At 56.9% G+C, this 24,626-nt stretch carries 9 protein-coding genes; 8 read left to right on the top strand and 1 reads right to left on the bottom strand.

Annotated elements, in window-relative coordinates:
* The 7 genes from ACRZ94_RS15485 to ACRZ94_RS15455 all read left to right on the top strand — a co-directional run bounded on the left by ACRZ94_RS15485 (position 1) and on the right by ACRZ94_RS15455 (position 21,262).
* Positions 1-1,308, top strand: coding sequence for an ABC transporter substrate-binding protein (locus ACRZ94_RS15485; RefSeq protein ID WP_480797765.1), 1,308 nt, complete (start codon positions 1-3; stop codon positions 1,306-1,308).
* A 51-nt stretch (positions 1,309-1,359) separates the two neighbouring features.
* Positions 1,360-2,244, top strand: a complete 885-nt coding sequence (locus ACRZ94_RS15480; protein WP_480654882.1) for a carbohydrate ABC transporter permease — start codon at positions 1,360-1,362, stop codon at positions 2,242-2,244.
* Between the two features lie 3 nt (positions 2,245-2,247).
* The gene (locus ACRZ94_RS15475; RefSeq protein WP_480797764.1) at positions 2,248-3,078 is read left to right on the top strand and encodes a carbohydrate ABC transporter permease; all 831 of its coding nucleotides are present in this window, start codon (positions 2,248-2,250) and stop codon (positions 3,076-3,078) included.
* 13 nt (positions 3,079-3,091) lie between these two features.
* Positions 3,092-4,600 (top strand): sulfatase, encoded by a 1,509-nt coding sequence (locus ACRZ94_RS15470; protein WP_480797763.1) that lies wholly within the window; start codon positions 3,092-3,094, stop codon positions 4,598-4,600.
* Between the two features lie 855 nt (positions 4,601-5,455).
* Positions 5,456-14,545: a hypothetical protein gene (locus ACRZ94_RS15465; RefSeq protein WP_480797762.1), complete on the top strand. Its 9,090-nt coding sequence runs from the start codon at positions 5,456-5,458 to the stop codon at positions 14,543-14,545.
* A 1,127-nt stretch (positions 14,546-15,672) separates the two neighbouring features.
* Positions 15,673-20,448, top strand: a complete 4,776-nt coding sequence (locus ACRZ94_RS15460; protein ID WP_480797761.1) for a hypothetical protein — start codon at positions 15,673-15,675, stop codon at positions 20,446-20,448.
* A gap of 172 nt (positions 20,449-20,620) precedes the next feature.
* The gene (locus tag ACRZ94_RS15455) at positions 20,621-21,262 is read left to right on the top strand and encodes a hypothetical protein (RefSeq protein ID WP_480797760.1); all 642 of its coding nucleotides are present in this window, start codon (positions 20,621-20,623) and stop codon (positions 21,260-21,262) included.
* A gap of 639 nt (positions 21,263-21,901) precedes the next feature.
* Here ACRZ94_RS15455 and ACRZ94_RS15450 read toward each other — a convergent pair.
* Positions 21,902-22,804, bottom strand: coding sequence for a LysR family transcriptional regulator (locus ACRZ94_RS15450; RefSeq protein ID WP_480797759.1), 903 nt, complete (start codon positions 22,802-22,804; stop codon positions 21,902-21,904).
* Between the two features lie 137 nt (positions 22,805-22,941).
* Between ACRZ94_RS15450 and ACRZ94_RS15445 the strand changes: the two genes are divergently transcribed.
* Positions 22,942-24,516, top strand: a complete 1,575-nt coding sequence (locus ACRZ94_RS15445) for an arylsulfatase (protein WP_480797758.1) — start codon at positions 22,942-22,944, stop codon at positions 24,514-24,516.
* Positions 24,517-24,626: the final 110 nt, after the last annotated feature.

Below are 24,626 nucleotides of genomic sequence, written 5' to 3'. Positions count from 1 at the left end.
ATGCTGAAGACGCTGAGAAACACGGCGGCAGCGGCCATACTGACAGGGGCACCCATGGGGGCCTGGGCCGAGGCCGACATTCAAATGATCATCAACCAGTCCCCCTGGTATCCGGGCTTTGAAGCCACGGTCGAGGCTTATGAGGCCGCAACCGGCAACACCGTCAATATCGAGGCGGTGCCATTCCCGGTTCTGCTGGAAAAATCCCGCAACTCAGTACGCGCGGATGAGGGGATTTACGACCTGCTCACCATCAACGCGCTTGGCATCATCGAGATGTATGAGGGCGGCTTTCTTGAGGCCGTGTCCGATATCGACCCCGATTACAAACTGCGCGACGACATCTCGGATTTCGGCGGCTCGGTCTATTGGGACGACGCCAAAAAAACGATCGGCAGCGGCAAGCTGATGGCCTTGCCGATGGCGGGGGTGATCCAGTTGCTCTATTATCGCGCCGATCTTTACGAGGAAGCCGGGCTGGAGGTTCCGACCACATGGGAAGAGCTGATGGCCAACGCCAAAGCGCTGCACAACCCGCCGGAACGCGTGGGCTTTACCGTGCGCGGGTCGCGCCAGAATGTGGGCTGGAACGCGATGCCCTATATCTACAGCCATGGCGGCACGATCTTTGCGGATGAGGCAGGCGGCGATTACTCGGTCACCTTCAACAGCCCCGAGGCGCTCGCCGCGCTGGAAACCTTTCTGAGCTTTGCCAATGATGTTGGCCCAGACGATCCGGGCGCAACCGGTCAGGCCGAGATGATCCAGTTCATGGCCACCGGACGCTCGGCCCATACGATTATGGTCAACGCGGCCTGGGCAGGGTTGGAGGACCCGGCCAAATCCATCGTTGCGGGCAAGGTCGGTGTGGCCGAAATCCCCTCGGTTGACGGCGGGCAGAACTACAGCTCGACCGGGCATTTCATCGGTGGCATTCCCAAGAACATCCCCGATGACAAAAAGCAGGCCGCACTTGCGTTCATGAAATGGCTGAACACGCCCGACGGCCAGCGGGCGATGATCGAAAACGGCTCGGTTCCGGTGTCCATCGGCCTTGGCGCGTCGGATTTTGACGACCCCGAGAAGTACCGTTTTCTGGACGCCACCGCGCAGAATGCCAAGAACGCGCTATTCTATGCTGCGGTGCCTGAACGGAACGAGATCAACTCGATCATCGATCTGCATCTGAACCTAGCCGTGATCGGCGACATGACGGCGGCCGAGGCGTTGAACAAGGCAGCGGCCGAGATACACGCGGTGATGGAGCGTGAAGGCTACAGCACCGGCAAACTGTCCGATCTGCAATAACCCAAGCGGCCCCGGCGCAATCCGGGGCCAAACCCCTGAAGGACGGACCAAATGATCGGTGACAGAACATGGCGATTGCTGTCTCTTGGCCCATTGGCGACGTTGCTGGTGCTGTTCACGATGCTGCCGATCCTGCAGATCGTCTGGATGGTGTTCCATCAGCTGGAATGGGTTGACGGTCAGGCCGTGACGCATTTTGTCGGGCTGGACAATATCCGCAAATTTCAGGCCGATCTGTTCTATTGGCCGGGCCTGTGGAACACGATCTATTTCGCGTTCTTTGCGGTTCTGATCCAGTTCATCATCGGGTTCACTCTGGCGCTGGCCGTGGCCGGGATGAGAGGCTGGGTACGCGTCGCCGCCATCTTTGTGATGCTGTTGCCGGTGGTCACGCCCCCTATCGTCATAGGGGCGGTCTGGAATCTGCTCTACAACGCAGATTTTGGCGCGATCAACCTGCTGCTCAGCACGCTGGGGCTGCCGAAACAGAACTGGCTGGCCAGCCAATCGGCCGCGCTGTGGGCTGTGATCATCGTCGACATCTGGCACTGGACCCCGTTCGTGTTCCTGCTGATGCTGACGGGCCGCGAGGGGCTGCCGGAAGAGGTCTATGAGGCGGCCGAGCTGGACGCCCAAAGCCGCTGGCAAATCCTGCGCTATATCACACTGCCCTTGATGATGCCGGTCATCATCTCGACCCTGATCCTGCGCATGATCCTGTCCTTCAAGGTCTTTGACGAGATTTACCTGCTGACCTCGGGCGGGCCGGGCACCTCGACCGAAGTGGTCAGCCTGTCGATCCAGCGCGCCTATTTCACGCAAGACGATATCGGGCTGGGGTCGGTGATGTCGCTGTTCACTCTGGCCGTTGTGGCAACGCTGGCGCTGGTGACGCTGTGGCTGCAACGCCGTTTCGTGCAACGGACCGAAGGGTAAGCCATGTCACATCCCAACCGTTCCTCCGGCCTGCCCGCGCTCGCCCTGGTCGTGATCTACGGCCTTCTGGTGCTGGTGCCCTTTGTCTGGATCGTCACGATCGCGTTCAAAACCCAAATCTCGATCCTGTTGGGACAGGTCCTGTTCACCCCGGTCTGGACCAATTTCGAGGAACTGCTGTTCGGCAAATCCTCGCAATACCTGTCCAGCCTCAAGAACTCGATCATCGTGTCGGTGATCTCTACCGCGCTGGTGCTGGCGATCTCGACCATGGCCGTGTTCACCCTGTTCCGGCTAAAGGTCGGGCGCTGGGTGCGGTTTGCCCTGTTCACATGGGCGATGATTTTCCACATCCTGCCGCCGATCACCTTTATCGGCATCTGGTTCGTTCAGCTTTTGTCGGTCGGTTTGCTGGACACGCTGACCGGGCTGATCCTTGCGGAAACCGTGCTGCACCTGCCGCTGGCCTTGTGGTTGATGTTCAGCTTCATCCACGAAGTCCCCGAAGAGTTGCTGGAATCCGGCCGTCTGGACGGGTGCCGCGATGCGGACCTGTTCCGGCAGATCGTTCTGCCCTTGCTGCGGCCTGCGATGATTGCGGCGGGGGTGCTGGTGTTCATCTTCATCTGGAACGATTTCATCGTGGCGGTGAACCTGACCTCCAGCGCGACCCAGACGATCCCGGTCACGATCTCAAGCTATGCGCAGGAATACGACATCCGCTTTGGCGAGATGGCGGCGGGATCCGTCCTGTCGGTGATCCCGGCGCTGATCTTTGTTCTGATCGGTCAGAAATACATCATCCGCGGCCTGCTGTCCGGCAGCCTCAAGTAACCCAGAGGTCTTTATGAAAGTTCTATTCGTCCTGTTCGACAGTCTGAACCGCAATGCCTTGGGCGCTTATGGCGGTACCCGCATGGCGACGCCCAATTTCGATCGTTTTGCGGCCCGGTCCGTCCGGTTTGACAATCACTATGTCGGCTCGATGCCCTGCATGCCCGCCCGCCGAGACCTGCATACGGGGCGGCTGAACTTCATGCATCGCAGCTGGGGACCGTTAGAGCCTTTTGACAATTCGATGATCCGCGAGCTGAAATCCTCGGGCATCTGGACCCACATGATCACCGATCACGCGCATTACTGGATGGAGGGGGGTGCGACATATCACACCCAGTATTCCAGTTTCGATTTTATCCGAGGTCAGGAAAAAGACCGCTGGAAAGCGATGGTGCAGCCGCCCTTGGACCGCTGGCGCGAGATGTATCACCCGCAACAGATGCAGGGGATGGACGAAAAGCACGTCCCCTATATGATCAGCCGCGACCATCAGCCGACCGAGGCCGATATGCCGCTGGCCAAGTGTATGGAATCAGCATTCGAATTTCTGGACACCAATGCGGACAAGGATGGCTGGTTCTGCCATCTGGAATGCTTTGACCCGCACGAACCCTTCTGGTCGCCCGAGCGGTTCCAGGGCCGGCGCGACAGCGGTTATGAGGGCCCGATCCTCGACTGGCCGCGCTATGACAAGGTCAGCGAAAGCGCCGAAGAAATCGAAGAGCTGCGCAACAACTACGCCGGGCTTGTCGAGATGTGTGACGAATATTTCGGCCGCCTGCTGGATCACATGGACACGCACGACATGTGGAAAGATACGGTCGTGATCCTGACCACCGATCATGGCTTTTTGCTGGGTGAACATGAATGGTGGGCCAAGAACATCACGCCCTATTACAACGAAATCGCCCATATCCCGCTAATGATCTACCACCCCGATCACGCAGATCAGGGCGGCACCTCTCGTCAGGCCCTGACGCAGACCATGGACTTGATGCCAACGATCTTGTCGATGTTTGACTGCGCCATCCCCGAAAATGTCGAAGGGCAGGACCTGACACCGCTCTTGGCGCGGGACGGGCAGGGGCACGAGGCCGTGGCCTACGGCATCTTTGGCGGCTCGGTGAACATCACCGACGGGCGCTATACCTATTTCCGTTACCCCGAGGATATCGCGGATCAGGAAATCTATGAATACACCTTGATGCCGACCCATCTGGAGGAAGCGTTCTCGGTCGAGAACCTGCGCCAGATGAACCTGTCGGACCCGATGGAATATGCGCAGGGCCTGCGCGTGATGAAAATTCCCGCTCGTAAGGATGAAGAAGGTGGCATTGATGTGCCTTGCATGGGAACCCCGCGCGAAACAGAGACGGTGCTTTACGACGTGCAAACCGACCCCGGGCAATACACTCCGATAGATGCGCCCGAGGTCGTTGAACGATTGGAAGCACAGTTGAAAAAGATCATGCAGCGAAACCGCGCACCAACAGAAGCGTTCAAACGCATTGGGCTATAGGATTGGGAGCTTTTGATTTCCATTGGGCTAAGGAGCGTGTTGCAGTTTACAAAGCCAGATACATCAGGTTGCGCATATGCGCGAACATAGGCCCATAGTCTTGTTTCCAAAATCACAGCCTGAGCTATAGTCGCCCATTGGTTGATAATTTTGATCATGCATACATATAAATGTTGAAATTACTCAGGTTCCTTGCTTTTCTTTAGGCATATTTCTTTTTTGGGTAGTTTTATGAAAGATGATGCCAACGGCTCTAAGTCTGCCAATTCTGGTTCTTCTTCAAAAATCGAGCTAACGCGTCGCCGCTTCCTCCAATCCAGCGCTGCCGTGCCGTTGAGTGCCAAAGTCGCCGCAGCAAGCACGTCTTATGATGGCGATGAGGTGGACCTTGACTTTCAGTTCCTGAGCGGTCGCAAACAGGTTCAGGTAACGGTGCTGTTTACATCCCCTAGAGGAGAAACGTATCCACCGACCGCGACCGAAGTTCCTATTCAGTGGACGATTGATGCCCGTCGTTTTGGGCCGCGTGCCTATTTCACATTCCGGGACAGATCAGCAAAATCTAAGCCAAACGCGGTTTCAAAAATCTACGAACTTCGCATTCGTGATGTCCAATATGGTGCGGTGCCTGCCGGGGATGTTGTCTTCGTTTTCGAGCAACGTCAAATGCAGGACAGCAAAACAAAACGCTTTGGTGTTGTTGTTGAATCCAACGTCTTTCAACGCGGGGGTCGCCTTCCATTCTTCCTTGAAGATTACGACAACCCAATGAAGGTCCCCAATGGGGAGGCGTTCACTGTTCGCCTAGAGTCACAGATCGGAGATAGGCGCCCCTATCCCGGGCTTTTTCGTGACGTGGCGCGTGGCAAGTCTGAACTGCGTCAGGTCGTGAACGCGAACGTGTTGCCGGACACATTTGACGGCATGTTCAACGGTCTTGTCCAGTACAACCCCACATCATCAAAAGGACGGAATTTAGACGTCGTGCTGACACGGGATATGCTTTGGGATATCCGCACCAAAGGGGCCTCACCTGCAGATCAGGTTTACATCGCATCTATTCTGTTGCCTTTGCGGAGAATTCAGTTCGGCTGGATGACAGACAAAACGGCTATGACGGGCGAGGTTTCCGACGATGATGAGGCGGACGGGTACCAGCTTTTTGCCCGCGCCACCAGGAAAGACCTTGCCGCGTTTAACCTGAACGGAGGCAATGGTCCAAGAGTATACCTTACGCAGGTCAGCGCTTCAGAACGGGATGGGTCGAGCGCTCCGGGCGTCTTTGTTTTAAGACGAGACGATACCCAAACGGATGGCGCGTCACGTGCCGAGGCCACTTTGCCAGGGATGTTCACGCTGACAATCGGCGATTCCAACGACGCTGATCACCGAACGGGTCCATTTCGAAACCTGGCCGCGCGGCTTCTGTTAAGGGCGGACCGTGCAGCGCCCGGAGCACTTTCCGTATTTTCGCTTAGTTTCGATGGTGACTTTGCGTCGACCAAGGCCCAGCGGATCATCAGCCCGATCGGGCCATTGATTTTGCGTGGTCCGACATTGTCGCCCGAGGTCGATCTTAACAGAACTTCGAACCAGGAAACCTCCCGCAGGCCGAGCGTCTTCTTAGACCCTTTCGCACCACGTTGGGATCAAGGCGTATCGCTGATCTGGTCACGTGCTCAAACATTCGAGCGCGATCTCGAATGGGCCGAAATAAATGTCTTGTTGCTGGAACATGCGGCTGGCTTGGCTGATGCGGAATACTCTCGGCTGACGTTTGAGCCGACAGATCTGCGCATTCTCTGGGCCCCTAATGAGCGTTCGGACGCAGCAGCAAGCGTCAAAAGCTTGCTGCGTGTCGGACCGCGCGATCAAGTCCCTGGCACCCGTATTGATCTGAGCCAGGCGACATTGCGGGCCTCGCGAACCCATGACCTGCTTTCGCTGGGATTTAGGTTTTCCGGTCTTTCTTTGGCATATGGTCCCGCTGGGCCTCCTGAGTTGGTAAAGGATAACGTTGCATGTCTGCGGCCGGTTGGGAATGGGGTGGGCGACGACGATCCCAGACCCCTGATTGTCGTGGATTTTCCGGGCCAGCACCTGTTTGAAGAAGCGCTGTTTCTGCCAAAAGCCGAGCCGCTGCCAGATGTCGGGCTCACTCAGTCGCGCGGATCGGTTGATAAGCAATTCGGGCAGCTCTCGGCTTCGTCAGAGGATGCCCCTCGCGTCCTGGAAGAGACCGAGACACATTTGATTCTTGATCTGAACGACCTCGTGCAAGTCGACGAAGCGTTGCGCCGTCTTCCAAAAGGGGAGCCACGCAGGAAGTTCCGAGAGACCCTGCAGGAGTTGAAAAACAACGCTGAAGACGGAACGTTCCCAAAATTCGTCGACGCGTTTGAAACAGCATTCAGCAACATGGCGAAAAAGCTCAAGCTGCCGGATAGCCAACGCATTTACATCGGAAATGTGGGGCTTGATGCTGACACGCGTGCATTGGCGAACAATGTCCAGCGCAAGCTGCGAGAGCAAGACGCCAAGATGTTCTTTGATGCGTTCGTTGGCCGCTTGGGTGAAACGCGGGCAGCCGTCATTGCGGCCGCACAGCAAGTGAAAGACAAAACCTCCGAAGATATCGCGGTGGCGGCACCAAAGGAATCGGTCGCCAATACGCTGGCGTTGGAAGGGCGTTTGGAACAGGCCGTCCCGGTTCTTCAACTTCTGCGAAGCTATTACCGCGACCTCATGATTTCTCAGGTTTTGTCAGGGGACGGAGCAGAGAGCGCATCGGGAGCCTTCGATACGTCGGCGGCAGAGCTTGAGCTTTTTTCGGCAATCATAGTTGGGCTGCCCTCAGACCTGCCGCCCGGGGTCTCTCAGGCGGACGCTGAACAACGGTTTTCCGATGTTAAGAATGCTTTTGTCACCGAAATCCTCGCACAGGACGAACAGGCTCAGATTGCCCGACAAACGGAGGCAGGGCTTGTCGAAGGCCGGTTGGCCAACCCGTCGCGCCTGGCGTTTCGCGTGTTGTGTCGCGACTGGACAGAAGTGCAACGGGCCAGCGCAATTACCCATCTTGATGAGCCCGACGAAGCGGAAGCCCGCTTGCCGCGATCTACGCTGAAGTTCTCGCTTCAGGCGCTGACGAACTTTGCGGATTTCGAACTTGCGGTGACCAAAAGGGCCGAACGTATCTACACCGCGGATGAGGGGGGCCGGACAGATCGGCTGAGCCGCCGCACGCTGAACGTCAGCCCTGGTGCGATGCTGGATCACCTGGGGTTTCATCAGGGCCCTTTTGTCAACTCATCTACGCGCTTGGCAGATATTCAGAAAGCCCTTCAAACGCCGCCCGGAGCGTTCGAGACCGCAATTGAGATTCCTGCCAGGCTGATCCTTTCACCGCATCAGGACGCAGTGGTCCTGGGACGGGGTACAGGTGTTGTCCCCAAGGGTGTCTATGCCGATGATGAAAGCGAACCAACACCGGGGCGCGCGGTCTGGAGCGCCGACTTTATGATCGAGGCCGAAGATCCCGGTATTCGGGCTGTCGCCTCGCCCGACTTGCGATCAGATTTTCTCTGGGGCGGTACGTATGGGACAACACCTGTTCCAGATGTAAAGCCCGATCATGTGCCGGCCACCGCACCGCCACGAGGCCCGTTGTCACCTTGGTTGTCCGGTCGCGGCGATGCCGCTATCGGAGCGCGCGAACCGATCCTGATCGGTCCGGGGCGCCATGAGTTCGGCCGATCCCTAGGTTCGCCCGAAAACCCGTCGAATGAGTGGTCCTTTGTCGTCCAACCCAAACAGAAAAAAGGACTACGCGAAACGGTTGCCGCGATTTGCAACGCCCTGACTGTGACCGACGGCGGGCAAAAACCCGCAGAGTCTTCGCGATTCCGGGGGCCAACAGATGCGTTTATCCGTCACGAACTGGTTTTGTTGTCTTCGGGTTGGGGTTTGCCTGTCATCGGTCGCCGCTTGCCCACGGGTGGTTTGACGCAGGGCGCGTCGCAGGTTGAACCAGAACAGAGACACCGTCTTGTTGATGTGTCGAAAGGCAGCGCTCTTTATCAGCCGCGCCCACTGGAGGTCACAGAGCTGTCTCTCAGCAGTTTGGGGGGGTCGCTGCGTCACGACAGCAGTTTCGAACCTCCGGCGGCCGCACTAAGTGCGTTTTCGAAAAAGGGTCTGTTCGACGCGCTTTCCATTGAACGCTGGCAGCAATGGACCGTGCTGGGTCGGGACGTGTTTTGCGAGGTTACTTTCAAAGGGTTCCTTTTCCCCTTGGGGCATCGCGCGGCCTTGGTCCAGGTGACCGAGCGTGAGTTCCTGCGCGACAATGCGTCTGGCAGTATCCGCGCCTATTTGCGGCAACGGATGTTCATTCGGCTGGGTAAACCGGAAAAACGCTTCCCTGCCATTGGACAGCCGTTTGAGGGTCGTCTTTTCCCGGTCGAACGCCTCCGCATTCTGACCACACAGACGCCTGACATCATGGATCCGGCATCAAACGCCGATACAGGCACGCCACGGCAAGGACCTATCGTGCCGGTTGGCGTAGATGCGTTTGGGCGGCTCAATTTACGCAAAAAAAGCGCTTTGGCGTTCTGGCCCCGGACCGCCCCCCTCCAGGAGGCGAACGTACGCTTTGAGATGGAAGTCGATGGCGCCAAATCCGACCTGCCACTTATCTTCGTAGACAATGTTGCGGCCAATGATCCGGAAAGTCTGGAAGAGGTTGTCGTAACCTACAACGCCCTTGTTTCGCCTGATAACGCCAAAGGGCAGGCTGCGGTTGACCCTCTCAGGCATCTGCGCACGCTTTTGTTCCGAGGGGAGAAACGCCGCTATGCGCCCGAAAAGAAAGCGGGATCTGCAAGTCTTGAGACAGATCACTGGACCCTGGCAGCCAGCGGCAGACGCGGAGGTGGGGCCGAAGGCGCCCCGGTGTCCATTCCTGATGTTCAGCAGATTCGGGCGTTCACACCGTCCCTCAACCGTTTTGTAAGCGATCCGATCCTGCAGGGCGCTGATCAGCCCCCGTTTTATCCACAAGTCGATATAGCCCGCGTGCGTCTGCGCCAGGCTGAAAGGCTTGTCGGCCGCAGCTACCCACCGGTTCGTGCTCGTTTCGATTTTTCCTACTTACAGCAAGGTTTCCCCGAGGTTCCCGACGGTGAAGTCGTTCCTGGCAATGCAGGTGAGGTGTTTCTTGCAATCGCCTCACAGGATCAACAAGAGCAGTCAATGGGCAAGAAAGGGGACCAATCGGGTGGTGTCTTTCGCCCGTCCGGTCAGATGGTGGCGTTGTCACGGGCAAAAGGCGTTCTGAGCAACACGACGCGCGTGGCCGTTCCCTTGGGCGCCGCTGCAATCGCACCAATTTCGGAGGAACCTGAAACAACCCGACCGGTCATTGGGGCCTATCCCCAAATGGCTCCGTTGTTCGATCACGATGCAACGCCGCCCGCGGCGCGGCCCTACACCGATCAGGAACTCAAGGATGCGCCGGACGATGAGCGCGACGCATTGAGCAAAGCCAACGAAGCCCTGCAAAGAGCGCGTGAGATTTACGGCAAGCTCTTTGACTCCAAGGCCAAAATCCTTGGTCTTGTCAGTCTCAAGGACCTCATGAAAGTTCTGGAAAACCTGGAAAACCCAAATACGGGTGCGCCAGAGCTTGATGAGCAAATCCGCTATGGTGCGGGGCAGTTGAAAGGGGCGATCAACAACGCACAAGGTCAAGTCAACGACATCGTGGATGAGGTCGATGACGCGGTCGACGAATTGACTGGCGAAGTTCGGCAACAGGCTTCGGATGCGGCGGATTTGGTCAGGTTGCAGGTTGTCAAACCGTTGTCGGACGCGGTCAAGGATATCCGCAAGGGTTGGGATGAAATCGAGGCGCAACTGGCAGAAGAACAGCGTATTGTGGCCCCGGCGCAGATCAGTGCGATAACATTCCGGGAAATCTTTCCCGAACTTGACGGTGGTCTGACGGCGCTGGACATAGCTTTGTCCGACAGTGCAAACCAGACCGATCAAATTGCTTTCGCCCTTTCTTTGGGCGCAGTTTATGAGGCCGGTCGTCGCTTTATCGATGCGTTGCAGCGGTCGCTGTCCAACCCTGTTGCCCGGATCGAAGAAGCATTCCGTTCCCGTTTTGATGCGCTGCGAGATATCTTCAAGGGGATAGTCGATGGGTTTGATCGCATCGTCGAGGACTATGTCGGGACGTTGTTCCAACAAGAAGTCAGACCCCTTGCCAACCAGCTTGCAACTCGGATTGTTGCCGGCAGTGGATCGGACAATTTTGCCTTCCCGATCATTCGCATTCCGGACATCGATGAGCTGCAAGCCATTGGTCTGCCACCCGATGCGGCGGACAAGCTGGTTTCGGACCTGCGTGCCATTCTTTTGCTGGAACGCGAAGAGGCGCGGTGGTTACTTGAGAATTTCTTTGTTTTCAGCCTTGATCCCGAGGTGATCAAGGACCTCGACTCTGATGATCCTCTGGGTGATCTGGTGCGAACCTTTCTTTCGGATAACAGTTTTCCAAATGTCCTGTCCTCGGCCTCAGGTCGCGGTGTGTTTTCACGTGTTTTGGGAAGCGACACCCATGGCGAGCAACTGGCCGAGTGGATGGAAAACAAGGAAGATCAGGTCAAAGAGGTTCTGGACGCTGTCATTTCTGCCGTCGAAACGCGGATCGAGCAACTGCGCGCGGAAATCGACGCTGCCGCAGATGAGGAGCGAGAACGCCTTGAACAACGCTTAGTCGAACTTGAGGCGTTGGCTGCTGAATACCGTATCCTGCTGAATGAGCTGGTCGATCAGGCGATCGATGATTTGATCGACTGGGTTTTGCGGGAATTCGCTGAAGAGATTTCTGTTCTGGCGGATATCATCGTCAAGGTCGAATCACTGAAGGCCGCCATTCAAAAGGGTGCGCCGCGACCTGTCATTGATAGGTCTTTGGATCTGGTCGCGGTTTTCACTGGACCGCTTCAACTGACATCCGAAGGCATCTGCGAAGAGGCTGAAAGGTTTGTCAAACCTTTGCGGCAGGTTCTCACATACCTCAACCCCGAGGAATTGCTGCTTTCGGATTCCAACATCCTTGGCGCTCCGGTCGTGCTTGAACAGGTGACAGTGCCGGAAGTAGCAGCAGCCTTCAAACTCACGCTGACACGGCCCCAAGAGGATACACCGGTTCCGCAGGTGGCCCGGCCGGGAACGCGCCTGTTCAAAGCGCAGCGCGACATCGGGAAAGCCTTGGAACAAGGAGCTTCTGGTCTGGCGGGCGCGGTGGCTGACCTGGAAGATGCAAAAGACAAGGCCCCTGGTGTTGAGGACCAGATCAATGCCGTGATCGGTGAGCTGGAAGATCTTGTTGAACCCGCGTTGACGGACGTCAACATCGTGCACACAGCCCTTGTTGAAAGCTACCGGGATCTTGTGGCGGCCGAGCGGGGCGCGGTGATCCTGCGTGGTCGCCTGAATGCTGTGGCCAAGATCGATATCTGCGGTCCCAACGTCGGCGCGCAGCTGGATGCGGCCGCGCGGTTGCCCCGTGACCTTGAAGCTTTTGCTGCAAATTATCAGACCCTTGCCGCAACACTGAACAGGTCTGGCGTGGCAATTGGAACGGCGTTGAAATCCTTGTTGGATGGAGATGCAAAATATGTCGCCCTCACCGCGTTTCTGGTCAAGGAACTGGATGAAGCGACCGGTGTTTTCGCACTGATCGAACAAGAGGCTGCGGACGCAGCACAATCGGCGAAAGCCTATGCAAAACGGCTCCAGCGCCTTGAATACAAGCTCACGATTTACGTTTCCCGCGTTTTGCAGGATTTCGTTCGACCGATCCAGGCACAGGCGAAACATGCGCGTTCCCTTGTGAATGACGTGCGCGCCTTGGGCGAAGACGACGTGGTCAAAGACCTTGTCATAGTTGAAGGTCTGGCCGAGAACCTGGAAACCATTGAGACGGCGCTCGGGTATCTTGACGAGTTGAACGCCCAGCTTGCTGGCCTTGCTGCCATGCCTGACTATGATGAGGACCAGCCTGCAGACGCGCAGCCGCCCATGCTGGGTCCGAAGCTTTCGGAATTGCAGTCAGTCCTGACCAAGGGTCCCGGTCCATTGGATTTTCTGACCGTCTCGGTGTCGCCAAACCCAGAAGGCAGGACGCTGGCCGAGTTCAGGGCATTTCAGGCGGCGATTGAGCAAGAGCTTGAAGAAATCGTGCAAAATCTGCGTGTCAGACTTCAAAGGGCCGAAGCGCAGGTTTTGGCAGAATTCGATGCCGTTGCGGTCGACCTGTTGAACAAGCGTGTGACGTTTGGGCGCGAAAAATACACGCTCGCGGCATTTTATGAAAACGCAGTCAAACAGCGTGCAGTTCTACTGTCTCAGACCCCGGATGTACTGCGGTCCACGCTGCAAGACGCAATTGTTGCCAATCCTGGCGCGCATCACAAAGCGCTTTCTTCGCCTCCGGCCGCCGCGGTTTTTAAACCGGGAACCAGTTCTGAGTCACTGACACCTGAAAACGACGCTTTGGCCGGGGATGCCGCGTGGCTTAGCTTTGTTTCAGCTGGCAAACCGCTTAGCGATCCTGATCAACGTCAATTCCTAGAAGCGTTCTTGCGGCAGTGGGTTGCGGTGAATGAGGCAACGCCTGTGGTCATCGGCCAATCAGTGGTGCGCGTTCTTTCCGACATCCTGCGTGGCGATATTATGCGCCTGATTGATCTCAACGCCATTCGCACCCAGATCGAAGATTACCTGTTGTCGCTTGTGCCGTCGGAAATCCAGATGCGGTACGGCTACGGTGTAGAATTGGGAGACCCCGTTCGTAAGGCAACAGCCGGTATTTTTGCGCCCCAAAAAGGGACTCGGCTGGACGTTAACACGGGCATCGTCATCCGGCTTAATCAGTTTGAGCCCGAGATCGCGTTCTCTTCGGTCGGAACCCTTGGCGCATTCGACGTTAAGCTGGTGGGTGACGCTTTCGATGCGCTTACGCTGCGGTTCAAAGGGGCCCGGTTTGAAACCAAAGGTGGTTCCAGGCCTCGGTTCGACATCACTTACGATGACTATGTGATTGGCCCCCAACTGGCGTTCGTTCAAAAACTGCAGTCCATCCTGTCTCCGTCCGAAGGTTCAGGGGCTTTCATCATACCGCGTTTTGGCCTGCCGGGCATTGAAGCAGGCTACAGTATGAACCTTGGCGTTTTCTCGATTGGGGCTGCGTCGTTTTTCAATATCGCTTTGCGCACGTCGGCAATCCTGCCTTTCGGAGACGGGGACGCACGGTTCAGAGCGGCCCTGTCCAGCAGATCAAACCCGTTCACCATTTCCTACTTGCCATTTGGTGGGTCAGGGTTCTTTGCCATCGAGGCAAATGCTGAAGGTATAGTCGGTTTTGAGGCATCGTTTGAGTTCGGCGGGGCGGCCGCGTTCGGGTTTGGTCCATTAACCGGGCAGGGTCGGCTGATGTCCGGTATCTACGTGCGGCAGATGACTCTGGCGCGGGGCCGCAAGCTGACCGAGATATCGGGAACGTTTTATGTCGGCGGGTCCGCCAGAATCTGGATCTTTGGCTTTGGTGCCTCGCTTTACGTCCGTCTGGGCATGATCAACGGAGACATGTCCGGCGAGGCCGTGTTCACCTATTCCTTCTCAATCGGGATAAAGGACTTCGACTTTTCGGTGCAGGTCTGGAAGCAGGAAGCCAAAGGGTTCAACGGTCAAACCACATCTCTCGACCCGATGGAACAGACGCGCTTTGCCCAGGCTGGTGGGGGGCGCGTGTCGGCGCGCTCCAGCCCGTTGGTTGAGACCGATATACGGGCCCACCCCAATACAGATTACGCCGGCTACCGGGATACGTATTTCCGCAAACCCCTACGCAGTGAGGATTTTTTCTGATGGCCCTTGAGTTCGGAGTCAGCGAGGCGAGTGTCAGCGGCGCAGAGTATGTCGATGCGGATCTTTTTGTTCTGGCGGCGGGCACCTGGCCCGAGACGGGCGCTGCCAGACTTACATTGCAGGTCGAACCCGCACCAATCCCCAAAGGCACGCTTCGCGACAGCGCAGCAGATTTGTTTACACTTGAGAGCTGGCCCAGCGGAATTGCCGCAAAGCTGGCGGAAGGCGTGCGGTTGACCTTCGTCCGGCTGAGGGATCATGATCCGCAACTTTCGCCTCAGCCTGTTGCCGAAGACGAAGTGAGCTTTGAAGCCCGAGCCCTTGGGTTGCCGCAACAGAACGCGGCCACCCAAAGCGATGCGGCCGTTCTATGGAGCACGTTGCTGTCGAATGCCGGGGCCTTGCCCGATCATCGTTATCGCGCCCCAGGCAGTACCGACGCAGCAACAGAGCGCGGCAAGGAAGGAACGTGGTGCGACCTTGCCAAGGCGCTGATGAATTCTCAGGCCAACCAAGGTGTCACGGCCGGATCGTCCATGAAGGATGGAACCGGCACAGTGTCAGACCTGCCCCTGGACCAGCTTGGGCAGGATGGGCAAATCCCGCCACGCTCTGCCGAAGATAGAGCTGGCATTGCCGCAATTGTCTCTGTTCCTCACGGGGATCTGGCTCTTGCGCTGGATCAACAGCGTACGCAAGAGTTGTGCTTGTCTTTGCAAGACGTCTGCGAGCAGTCCAAACGACACTGGACGGCAGAGTCGACGCGGCGGGACGGGCTGCAACGCGACAAAAAATTCGAGAAAATCCGCGCGCTTCTGGATGCACCGAAGGCACCGACCCCTAAGCAGGTCAAAAAAGCCCTGGGGGCCGAACTGGACATTTCTGCCTTGTGGGGGCCGCCCGGAAAAGATCAGGACGCGGTCATGTCTGAGCTGCGAAAAGTGCTTAAGCAGCAAGAGAGATCAAGGCTGTCCGAGCGCTTGTCGGCCGGGCGAAAAGCGGCGGCTCAGGCGTATTGTGACGAACAAAAGCGGCTTGAAGACGGGCTTTGTGACGCAAAGGACGCCCAACCGGAAACGCAGCTGTGCGGAGAGAGCGTTCTGGATGACACCGCGCGGGAAGAGGCCATGCAGCGTGCTTGCGCAGCGCATCACTATGCAAGCTGGCCCCAGTACCCGGACACGGAAACCGATAGCAACAAAACTGTGGGCGTTCCCCACAAAACAGAACCACCGCAAAACGAAAAGGCAATTGTTCAGCGCTATGCCAGTCTCAAGTCTGATCCGGTTCTGTCTCGTCTCTTCGGTTTGAGCGTCGATCTCGAGCTTTCGCCGGCAGATTTTGCGAAGCTTTCCGACGGGTTTTATCTGGTCACCGCACAGATCGGCGACTTGTCCGAAGCAGAACGTGAAACTCCGCTCACTGGTCGCGGCGCAACCTGGACTTTGCTGGAGATCGCCGATCATGGGAAGGACGTGAAGTTTTGGCCCGCAACGGAGCGCGCAGCCTTTGTGGGGCGGGGCGGGGCAGGGGCCAACGGTGTACCGCGACAATCCCATGGTCTCATGGCGCTGTCTCAGGGCGCGTGCGGCGCGGGGGCGGATCTTCCCCGTTTCGACCTCACCAGCCTTGAGCTTCGAACGGCGACCGAAGCGGAAATGCAACGCCGACTGGCACGGCAGGCAAATGTGGATTCTGGCGACCCGCGCCTTCCCGATAGTGCCGATGGCAACAATCCGCTTCCCACTGACCCGTTGCCAGAAGCCGATGATCTGAGCATGGGGGCGAAATATCTGACGGGCGGTCTGACACTTGTAACGCGCTCTTCGGGTACGGACATGGCCATACGTTTGGCCCGCCGTGATGGACGCTTGATGTCACGGGCCAATCATCCGGACGTTGTCCTCGATGCCGATGATCTGACCACGGGGGTTCGGCCAATCGTCGGTGTTCCCACAGATAGCGGGAATACCACGCGATGGTCCTTGTTGACGGAACGCGACATCGACTATGCAACGTCAGGCGCACAGCGCACAGCTGTCCGACGTTTGATCAGGGCTGTGTTCCGACCACCCGCCATGGCAAACCTGCGTAACACGTTAGAAGCCGGCTACCTGACCACGCCCTCTCGTCTGCTGCCTACCGCGGGGGCTGATCAAGAAGCGGTTGTCGACGAAGCCTTCACAACGTGGGACGGCTCACCCATGGGTGTTGATATTACGTCTCTGGACCAAGCAGCGCGTGACGTGCAAGCATTCGGTCGCACTCTCAAACTTCCAAGCAAAAGCCTCGACGCTCTGCGTTTTGGCATTCCTTACCGTTTTGCCCTGGCGGCTGTATACTCCGGGGGTGTTTCACGCTCGGTCGAAAGCCTCCCCTCACGGCCCGAGCCCGATGAGGCACCCGCCTTTTATCCTGCACCCGTGACGCCGTCCAAGCCGGATGCAGCGACCATTTGGCCGTTCTTTCGTTTCCTGCGACATGAAAAGATTGCGGCTCCGCAATTTGCTTTGCCATTGGGTCATGCCCTGCGCAGCGGCGAGGAAAAGCTGAACAGAGGTGGGCAGCCCTTTCCCTTTATCGCAGCAGGCCCCATGGGGTTTGATACGGGTCCGCGGATGATTTTGCGTTCGCTCGGACCTACCGGTGGCAGTGACCGACCGGACTACGATGCGCGCATGCAAGCGCGAGGCACTCCCGAGATATGTCATCGCGTCGTTATGGCGCCAAGCCTTCCTTTCGACTGCGCCGAGTGGCACGGAGCCTTCGATGACGTCATCACCGATAATCCCCAAGGTGATTTCCGCTGGATGACCGGCGCGCGTGCTTTGGTTGGAGAAAGGGGAACCCTGGCGGCTCAGCGTGACCCCAACGACCGTGAGAACCTTATTGTCGCACGCACCAATCTGCAGCGTGGGATTGGCAATCAAAGCATATTGGATACCCGAACCTATACAGACGTTCCGAATGCTGAACTTGCCTCTGACACGGTCAAGCTTGGCGATGCGATCCTAAAGCGACCAAATGAGTTGAACGGGAATCCGCTGGCAAGAAATGAACGGCCTTTGAACCGATACTACTCTGACCCGCTGGCCCGCCGACTGGCCTTTGGTATCCGGATGAAGGGCGAAGATTGCTATGTCGACGGGGGCCCCTTGATCTATCAAGTCGCGGACGTGACCGACGGTAATGGGCCCAGAGCGCCTGTCTACTCGCAGGTCCCCGTGGTGGTCACCACAGTGATCTCTGGCGGGTCGTCGCGACCGACGCCAACGCATCTGCGGGATCTTGTCCTTGTGGGCCCTGATTCCAAACTGAATTGGTTCAATTCGGACGCATCCGGGGATGGATTTATCGGTATCAACCGCCACTTCCCTGTACTTGAATTACGGCTTGGTCTACGGGCGGGCGAAGCCGTCGAGATCGACGTCTGGGCACTTCCGGACGAGGACCTGCTTGCGCGGGAACATGCGCTTATTCAGTCCTTGGGCATTCGCCTTGGGGCTGCGGGACGTAAGATAGACAAAAATGCACCTGAAGATGAAGCTGTGTTCCTAGGGGCAAAGGAAACCATGCCTGCCGCTTTTGTCGAGGCTCTTTTTGAAGCCGAGGACGCAGTGGGGCAAGAGGGCGTCAAGCCAACAGATGCGGTGCGTTTCATAGGACCCGGTGGGGTCGAGACACCGTCCAACCGCACGCTAAAGGCTCTGGGGCGCGCCGTGACCGCTTTTCTTGAGCGATCACCCTTGCCCGAGATTTCCGGCAAAACAACACTCGAAGCGGTGCATGCCACAAATCGTATGCCGGAACAGCCCGCAGCATTGCGTGCTGCGCAACCGCCTGTACCGCAATCCTCAGTGTTTACGCCCGTGCCAAAACCTAAGGACGGGGAAGAGCCGAGCCCACGCCCGGTGCGGGCCGCGCGACCTGCAACCCTGAACGGCTCAGTTCATGAACCGCTTGCTGTCTGTGCGCCAGATTCCGCGCATTTCGTGCTGGATGGCACGGTTCCGTTCAACACCAGTGGCAACGACATTGTTGAGGTCGTTGCGGATGTGACCCTACCGGGCAGTTCGGTTTTCGACGATGCCAACCGTCAGAGATCATTGGCACATCGGCGTAAAGGAACCTGGCCCCCCCTGAGGGGGCTTGATGGGAGCGAACTGAAAGACAGCTCAGGTCAGATTCGATATCGCAGCGCCGAGGACCTGTTCGGATTCGATGTCTGCCGCGACGGAAGCGTCCGGTTTGCCCAGGCGAAGGTCACACTGTTGCGGGTAGAAGGGTTGCCTCGGACACTGCCGGGCGGGTTGCTGGATTTACGTGCATTGTTCCTTGGCGACCTGCCAAATGGCGCGCGTGAGGCGCATAGACATGTTTTCCCTGACGGCAAGGCACGCCGCATGACAGTTCGGGTCAACGCTTTGTCCCGCACGTTGGAAGACATGCGCACCGCGCCCCGGGTTGCCCGAACGAATGATCCTTGGACCAAGGGCGAGGGTCGTATCTACGATGTGGACGCTCAGATTCCTGGCCAGATTGTACCTGCGCGTCACCAGAGTAACCTGTCGGACAAGACCGATATCATTCTTCCAGCAACAATCCGTCCGGCGAAACCCGACGCAAGGGCGCCTACGCCGCTGTTGGAGACCGAGATCAGCCCGGATGCGACAGAAACCAAGCCGTGGATCTACCACAAACGGCGGTCGTCGCTGCGTATTCCTCTGGGTCGGGAATGGTTCTCCAGCGGCGAGGGCGAGGCCGTTGGGATCGTGTTGTGGCCACCGGTATATGATGGCGTTGAAAAGCGTTTTGACAATTCGGTTCCCTTGCCGGGTCTCCATCCTGGGGATCTCGACCGCCGCGTCGATCTCGATGATCTCGGCGACGAATGCTATTTCTTCAATGATGACGACCTTGGGCCGGGTGGCAAGTTTGTATCTCGCCGGGGCAGCGATCCAGTGCGAGGAGGGATAGAGCGAGAAGCCGTTCTTCCGCCCTCTGCAATCGCAGACCTGATGCGCGACAGGTCAGACATACGGCGGGCTTATATGGTGGAAAACGTGCTCATGCCGCTTGACGATGAAGGGTCCGAGCCGAGCCAGTCTGAACAACCCAAAACACCGCCCATGCGCGTTTCGCTGGCGGTTTATGAACCACGCTTCGATGTGGAGCGCGAAGAGTGGTTTATCGATGTTACGCTGGATGCTCCAATGGCGCCGGATGGTTTTGTTCGCTTGGGTATTGTGCGGTATCAGCCAAATACTGTGCCGAATCTGCGGTGTTCGCGACCGGTTGTTCAATGGGCGCAGCCCCTGAGCGCGCGCTCTGTTTATGCGCGAAAAAACAGTTCCGGACGCATAACGGTCGAAATGACAGGACCGGCACCAAAGGAGCGCAAACCAGTTTCTGCACTTTCCAGTGCCGAACCGCTGCGCGGCATAGACCTTGCTGCATTGACATGCCAGCCGGCTATGCGGCTGACGTTGTTTCGCGAGATGACCAGAGGAGGGGAAACCCAACGGGTCTTGCTTAAACGACGCGGAGTGGTCGAATTGAGTTCCTTAGAGACGACCGAAGATACTACTGACGAAACTGTGGCCACGAAAGAGGCGGCATTGAATGCTGACAACGTGCTTGTGACGCCCGAACGGCTTGCCGATCCCATGGCCCTTTGGCGGCACACCTTGGACCTGAGTGAATACACCGTCGATTTGGCCGAAGGCGATGAATTAACGCCCGAAGGAGGTTTGCGATTGCTGATAGAAGAAATCGAGCATTTTCGCCCTGCAAGCTACGCCGAAGAACCCTTGGCCAGCGCTGCTAACGCCGAGTGGCAAAACCAATTGCAAGAGGCCGGCCCGCGGTTCAGCGCAGTTCTGGACCTAAGGATGTTAGAATGAGTTTTGGGTTCAACAACCGACTAGTCGGACACATGAAAAGCGTCGTGATTGCCCTACAAGCTTTGGAAGGACTTAACATGTTAACACATTAAGCGTTTTGTGCTTAGCTTCTGGCAGACTTGCAGAATACTTACTTTTAACCGGCGATACGCCAAAATTATGAGGGTTTACCATGTTGTTTTTCAGTCGAATGGCATTTTTTCTGTCGTTTTTCTTCGCTGCGGCGGCTCATGCGCAGAGTTGCAATCAGTCCTTTGACATTGACCCCAACAAAGTTGTCCCTTCGGTTCCTGATGCATTCGATACCGGGGTCTTTGGGGGTATGCAGTGCGGCGCATTAGAACAGTACCGAGAAGATATCTATGTCCAAAATTTGCTGGGTATTTCCGATTCAGCTTTCGCCGACCTGGCACAATGGCAGGCTGTCCGACAGAGCTATTTGGCCAAACTCGGAGATGCTGAACAGCGCCTGGCGGATGCAAACAGCAGTGCCGAGATTCAGGCCGCGGTGACCATTGCTCTTCACTACACTGGGTATGGTTTGACACTGGCCGGTTGCAATCCAAGTGCGGTGGCCGGCATCCCTGCAATCGCATGCGTTGGTGGCTTTGTGCTGACACAAGTTGGGACTGTCTGGAGTTTTTCAACCATGTCCGGTGACAAACAACACGCCCAAGCTGCCTTGAACGATATCAGGGAAATGCTGGAGGCGCATGACACGCTTGGCCCTGCGGAACTGAATCAAGCCATATCGCAGCACCAGGCTGAGTTTGACAGCGCTTGCCATGTGGTGCAGACCTACTGTTTGAATTAGGCGCAGTATGCGGGATCAATGGGCTTCCTAATATCGGCGTGATGCACCTTTCCAAGAACCCTGTGGTGCAAATCTTTGATCTCAGACGACCAAGCAGATGTGGTTGGGCAACAACCCAACCCATGTCTGCTTACCTTCATGTTCCCGTTAGGGCAGAGTTACTTTGCTGAATTGCGTACGGGTGACACCATTAGCTGTCTGACTACCTTAATGGTGAGACTGCGGTTCCAACAAAAACAGCCACTTAAAGTTCTGAATTTTGAGACTCCAGAATCCAGGGATTTTCCAAAAAACAACTAAAAGCAGTCCTTCATTTAACGCGCAGAGAGCGACTGCAATGAACCCAATCTGTGATTTCGGGTTTTGTGCTGCGTGCGCACGCAGCGCGGAAAACGCTGCAACTGCGTCAATCTCGATACTGCTTTGCGGCGGGAACACCGGTCATTCGTGCAACCCGCAGCGCACGCCACACACTCAACGATACGGTTGCGGACTTTGCTGTCGTTTGTCATTTTCATTCAAACGCTGCTCTCGTTTCCTAAGCGGAACTTCGGCAAGTCTACTGGGCCTAAGAAAACGTCCAACATATGGGTCAGAAAATGCTTCAGTTACAGGTCTCCCTGTGCCTCCCGTAACCGATCACGCCCGATACTTAGCAAGCTCATTCCAAAACAGTTCAACCGCAGTGGACGTATTTTGGGATTTACGCGCTGCGCAAATGTTCCATGTAAGGTCCTGTTTCATCGACACGGGTTTTGCGGACTTTGCACGGATCAGCTCTGCGAATGTGTCCGGCATCCCTCCAACGATAAATTCAGGCTCTGCCAACAATCCGGTCAGGAGGTTGTAGTCGTCGCATTCGATATGCGGCTGTGCATTCACCTTTTCGACCGCCTCGGCACCGCCACCAAGTGCTTTTGTCAAAGCGGCTTTCCAATGCTTGTGGAGATGGGGTGACGCAAAGGGAAAATCGAAAATACCCGCCATGGTTTGTGGCCCACGTTGGTGAATCTCATGATCTTGATGAGCGACGAATTGGATGGGTTGCTTCTCCATCACCATGATCTCGACATCTTCTGCTTCAGGTGTGTAGGTCAGATCACCGAGGAACACGTCAAACTCCCCTGCCTGCAACAGATCGAGTGGACGCGCATAGGCGCTCACCAGAATTCTGAAGCGCAGGTTAGGCATCGTTCGCCGCACCGCACGCAAGACAGGCAGGATCAGTGTCCGAGTGGTGAGCGGCCCGCAACCGATAAGCAAAGTTCCCGGCCCGGTTTCACGCAATCCAGCAACACGGGTCGCATAGCGGTCCAGGTCTTCACGGAGCGCCCGGGCGATTGGCAAGAACTCCTGCCCCGCGCGTGTCAACGTGCTGCTGTTTCGGCTGCGATGGAACAAAACAAGTCCCGTGTGTTCTTCAGCCTGCCCGACATAGCGGGACAAAGACGCATTGGACACGCCCATTGCACGGGCGGCAGTCTGGAAGCTGCCGATTTCGGCCAATGCAAGAAATGCGGTCAGAGCGTTTTCGTTCATCATGTGGGCGATCTCATTTCAATTTTTGTGTTTTAGTTTTCACAATATGAAATGATGGTAAAGCTCTGTTGCGGCACGAAAGTCTCAGTCGCTATCCCTGATGGACCCTTCGATTTCGTCTTACGTCCACAGAGGTACCTATGTTCATTCTTCGATCTATTGCGGCTTCCGCCACGCTGGCGACGGCAACAGTCTGTGCCATGCCGGTTCTGGCCGAAACCGACCAACCCAATATCCTTGTCATCATGGCCGACGACGTCGGCTGGGCCAGCCTTGGCAGCTATCATCAGGGCGTGAAAAGCATCCAAACCCCCAATCTTGATCAGTTGGCCGCCGACGGTATGCGTCTAACGGATTACTATGCGCAACCGAGCTGCACTGCCGGTCGATCGGCCTTCATCACTGGACAATTGCCGGTCCGTACCGGAATGCACACGGTTGGCCTGCCGGGAGATCCTGAAAAAGGTCTGAGCGAGGATGATCCGACCCTGGCCAATATGCTGAAGTCGCTGGGCTACACGACCGGTCAATTCGGCAAGAACCATCTGGGGGATATGAATAAATTCCTCCCGACGGTAAAAGGCTTTGATGAATATTGGGGCTGGCTCTATCATCTGAACGCGATGGAATACACATCCGACCCGGATTGGCCAAAAGATCAGAAATTCAATGACACATTTGGCCCTCGCAACATCATTCATGCTTATGCCACGGACACGGTCGATGAAACCGTAGATCCGCGCTGGGGTCTGGTTGGCAAGCAACGCATCATCGACGATGGCCCGGCCCCGCCTGAACGGCAGAAGACATTGGATAACGAGGTAACGGCCCATACGCTGGACTTCATCAACCGCGCGGTCGACAGCGATACGCCGTTCTTTGTCTGGATGGCCCCGGCGCGCGCGCATGTCTGGACCCATCTAAGCCCCGAATACGAGGCCATGCTGGGCGACGGGCGCGGCTTGCAGGATGTCGTGATGAAAGAGCTGGACGACAACGTGGGCAAAGTCATGGCCCGGCTGGACGAGTTGGGCGTCTCGGACAATACGATTGTCGTCTTTACGTCTGACAACGGTCCCGAAACCATGACCTGGCCCGATGGTGGAACAACCCCGTTCCATGGCGAGAAAGGCACAACCTGGGAAGGTGGCTTCCGCGTCCCTGCCATCATTCGCTGGCCCGGAAAAGTCCCGGCCGGAACCGTCAGCAACGGTATTTTTGCCGGTCTTGACTGGATGCCCACCCTTGTTGCCGCCGCCGGAGGGCCTGACGATCTGACCGGATCATTGCTGGAAGGATACGAGGGCTATCAGGTGCATCTGGATGGGTACAACCAACTGTCATTCCTGACCGGTGAGGGCGAGAGCAGCCGCGACGAGATCATCTACTACGAAGGACCGGACCTGCAAGCTGTACGCCATGGTGACTGGAAAGCACATTTCACGATCCAGTCCCAGGGGTGGGCTGGCCCCAAAGAGGAATTGAACGCCCCCCTCCTGTTCAACCTGCGCCGCGATCCCTATGAAAAAGCGGCCGAGGAATCTGGGATGTATACACGGTGGATGGGCAACAAGATGTGGGCATTTGGCCCAGCGGCCAAAATCGTTCAAAACCACCTTTCTACGTTCAAGGACTATCCTCCACGGGGTTCGAACGTCACCAACCAAGGTCATGTTGAAGAACAAATTTCGACCGAAGGCGGGATGTCCCAGTAGAAATCAATTCTCGGGAGGCATCAACCGTTGCCTCCCGATCCTTGCAAGACCTTGCGGGAAACACCTGCTGACGAATGCCCACTTTGCGGGACAAACCGGCCTTTTGCTCA

The sequence above is a fragment of the Ruegeria sp. CH10 genome (assembly GCF_056537125.1).
The sequence above is the reverse complement of the archived record's forward strand: the minus strand, read 5'-3'. Positions and strand labels throughout refer to the sequence as shown.

What these genes read in the sequence shown, in the direction of transcription:
- ACRZ94_RS15470 (WP_480797763.1), top strand. Translation starts at nt 3,092, where the DNA reads ATGAAAGTTCTATTCGTCCTGTTCGACAGTCTGAACCGCAATGCCTTG.
- ACRZ94_RS15485 (WP_480797765.1), top strand. Translation starts at nt 1, where the DNA reads ATGCTGAAGACGCTGAGAAACACGGCGGCAGCGGCCATACTGACAGGG.
- ACRZ94_RS15460 (WP_480797761.1), top strand. Translation starts at nt 15,673, where the DNA reads ATGCAGCGTGCTTGCGCAGCGCATCACTATGCAAGCTGGCCCCAGTAC.
- ACRZ94_RS15475 (WP_480797764.1), top strand. Translation starts at nt 2,248, where the DNA reads ATGTCACATCCCAACCGTTCCTCCGGCCTGCCCGCGCTCGCCCTGGTC.
- ACRZ94_RS15480 (WP_480654882.1), top strand. Translation starts at nt 1,360, where the DNA reads ATGATCGGTGACAGAACATGGCGATTGCTGTCTCTTGGCCCATTGGCG.
- ACRZ94_RS15450 (WP_480797759.1), bottom strand. Translation starts at nt 22,804, where the DNA reads ATGATGAACGAAAACGCTCTGACCGCATTTCTTGCATTGGCCGAAATC.
- ACRZ94_RS15455 (WP_480797760.1), top strand. Translation starts at nt 20,621, where the DNA reads ATGTTGTTTTTCAGTCGAATGGCATTTTTTCTGTCGTTTTTCTTCGCT.
- ACRZ94_RS15445 (WP_480797758.1), top strand. Translation starts at nt 22,942, where the DNA reads ATGTTCATTCTTCGATCTATTGCGGCTTCCGCCACGCTGGCGACGGCA.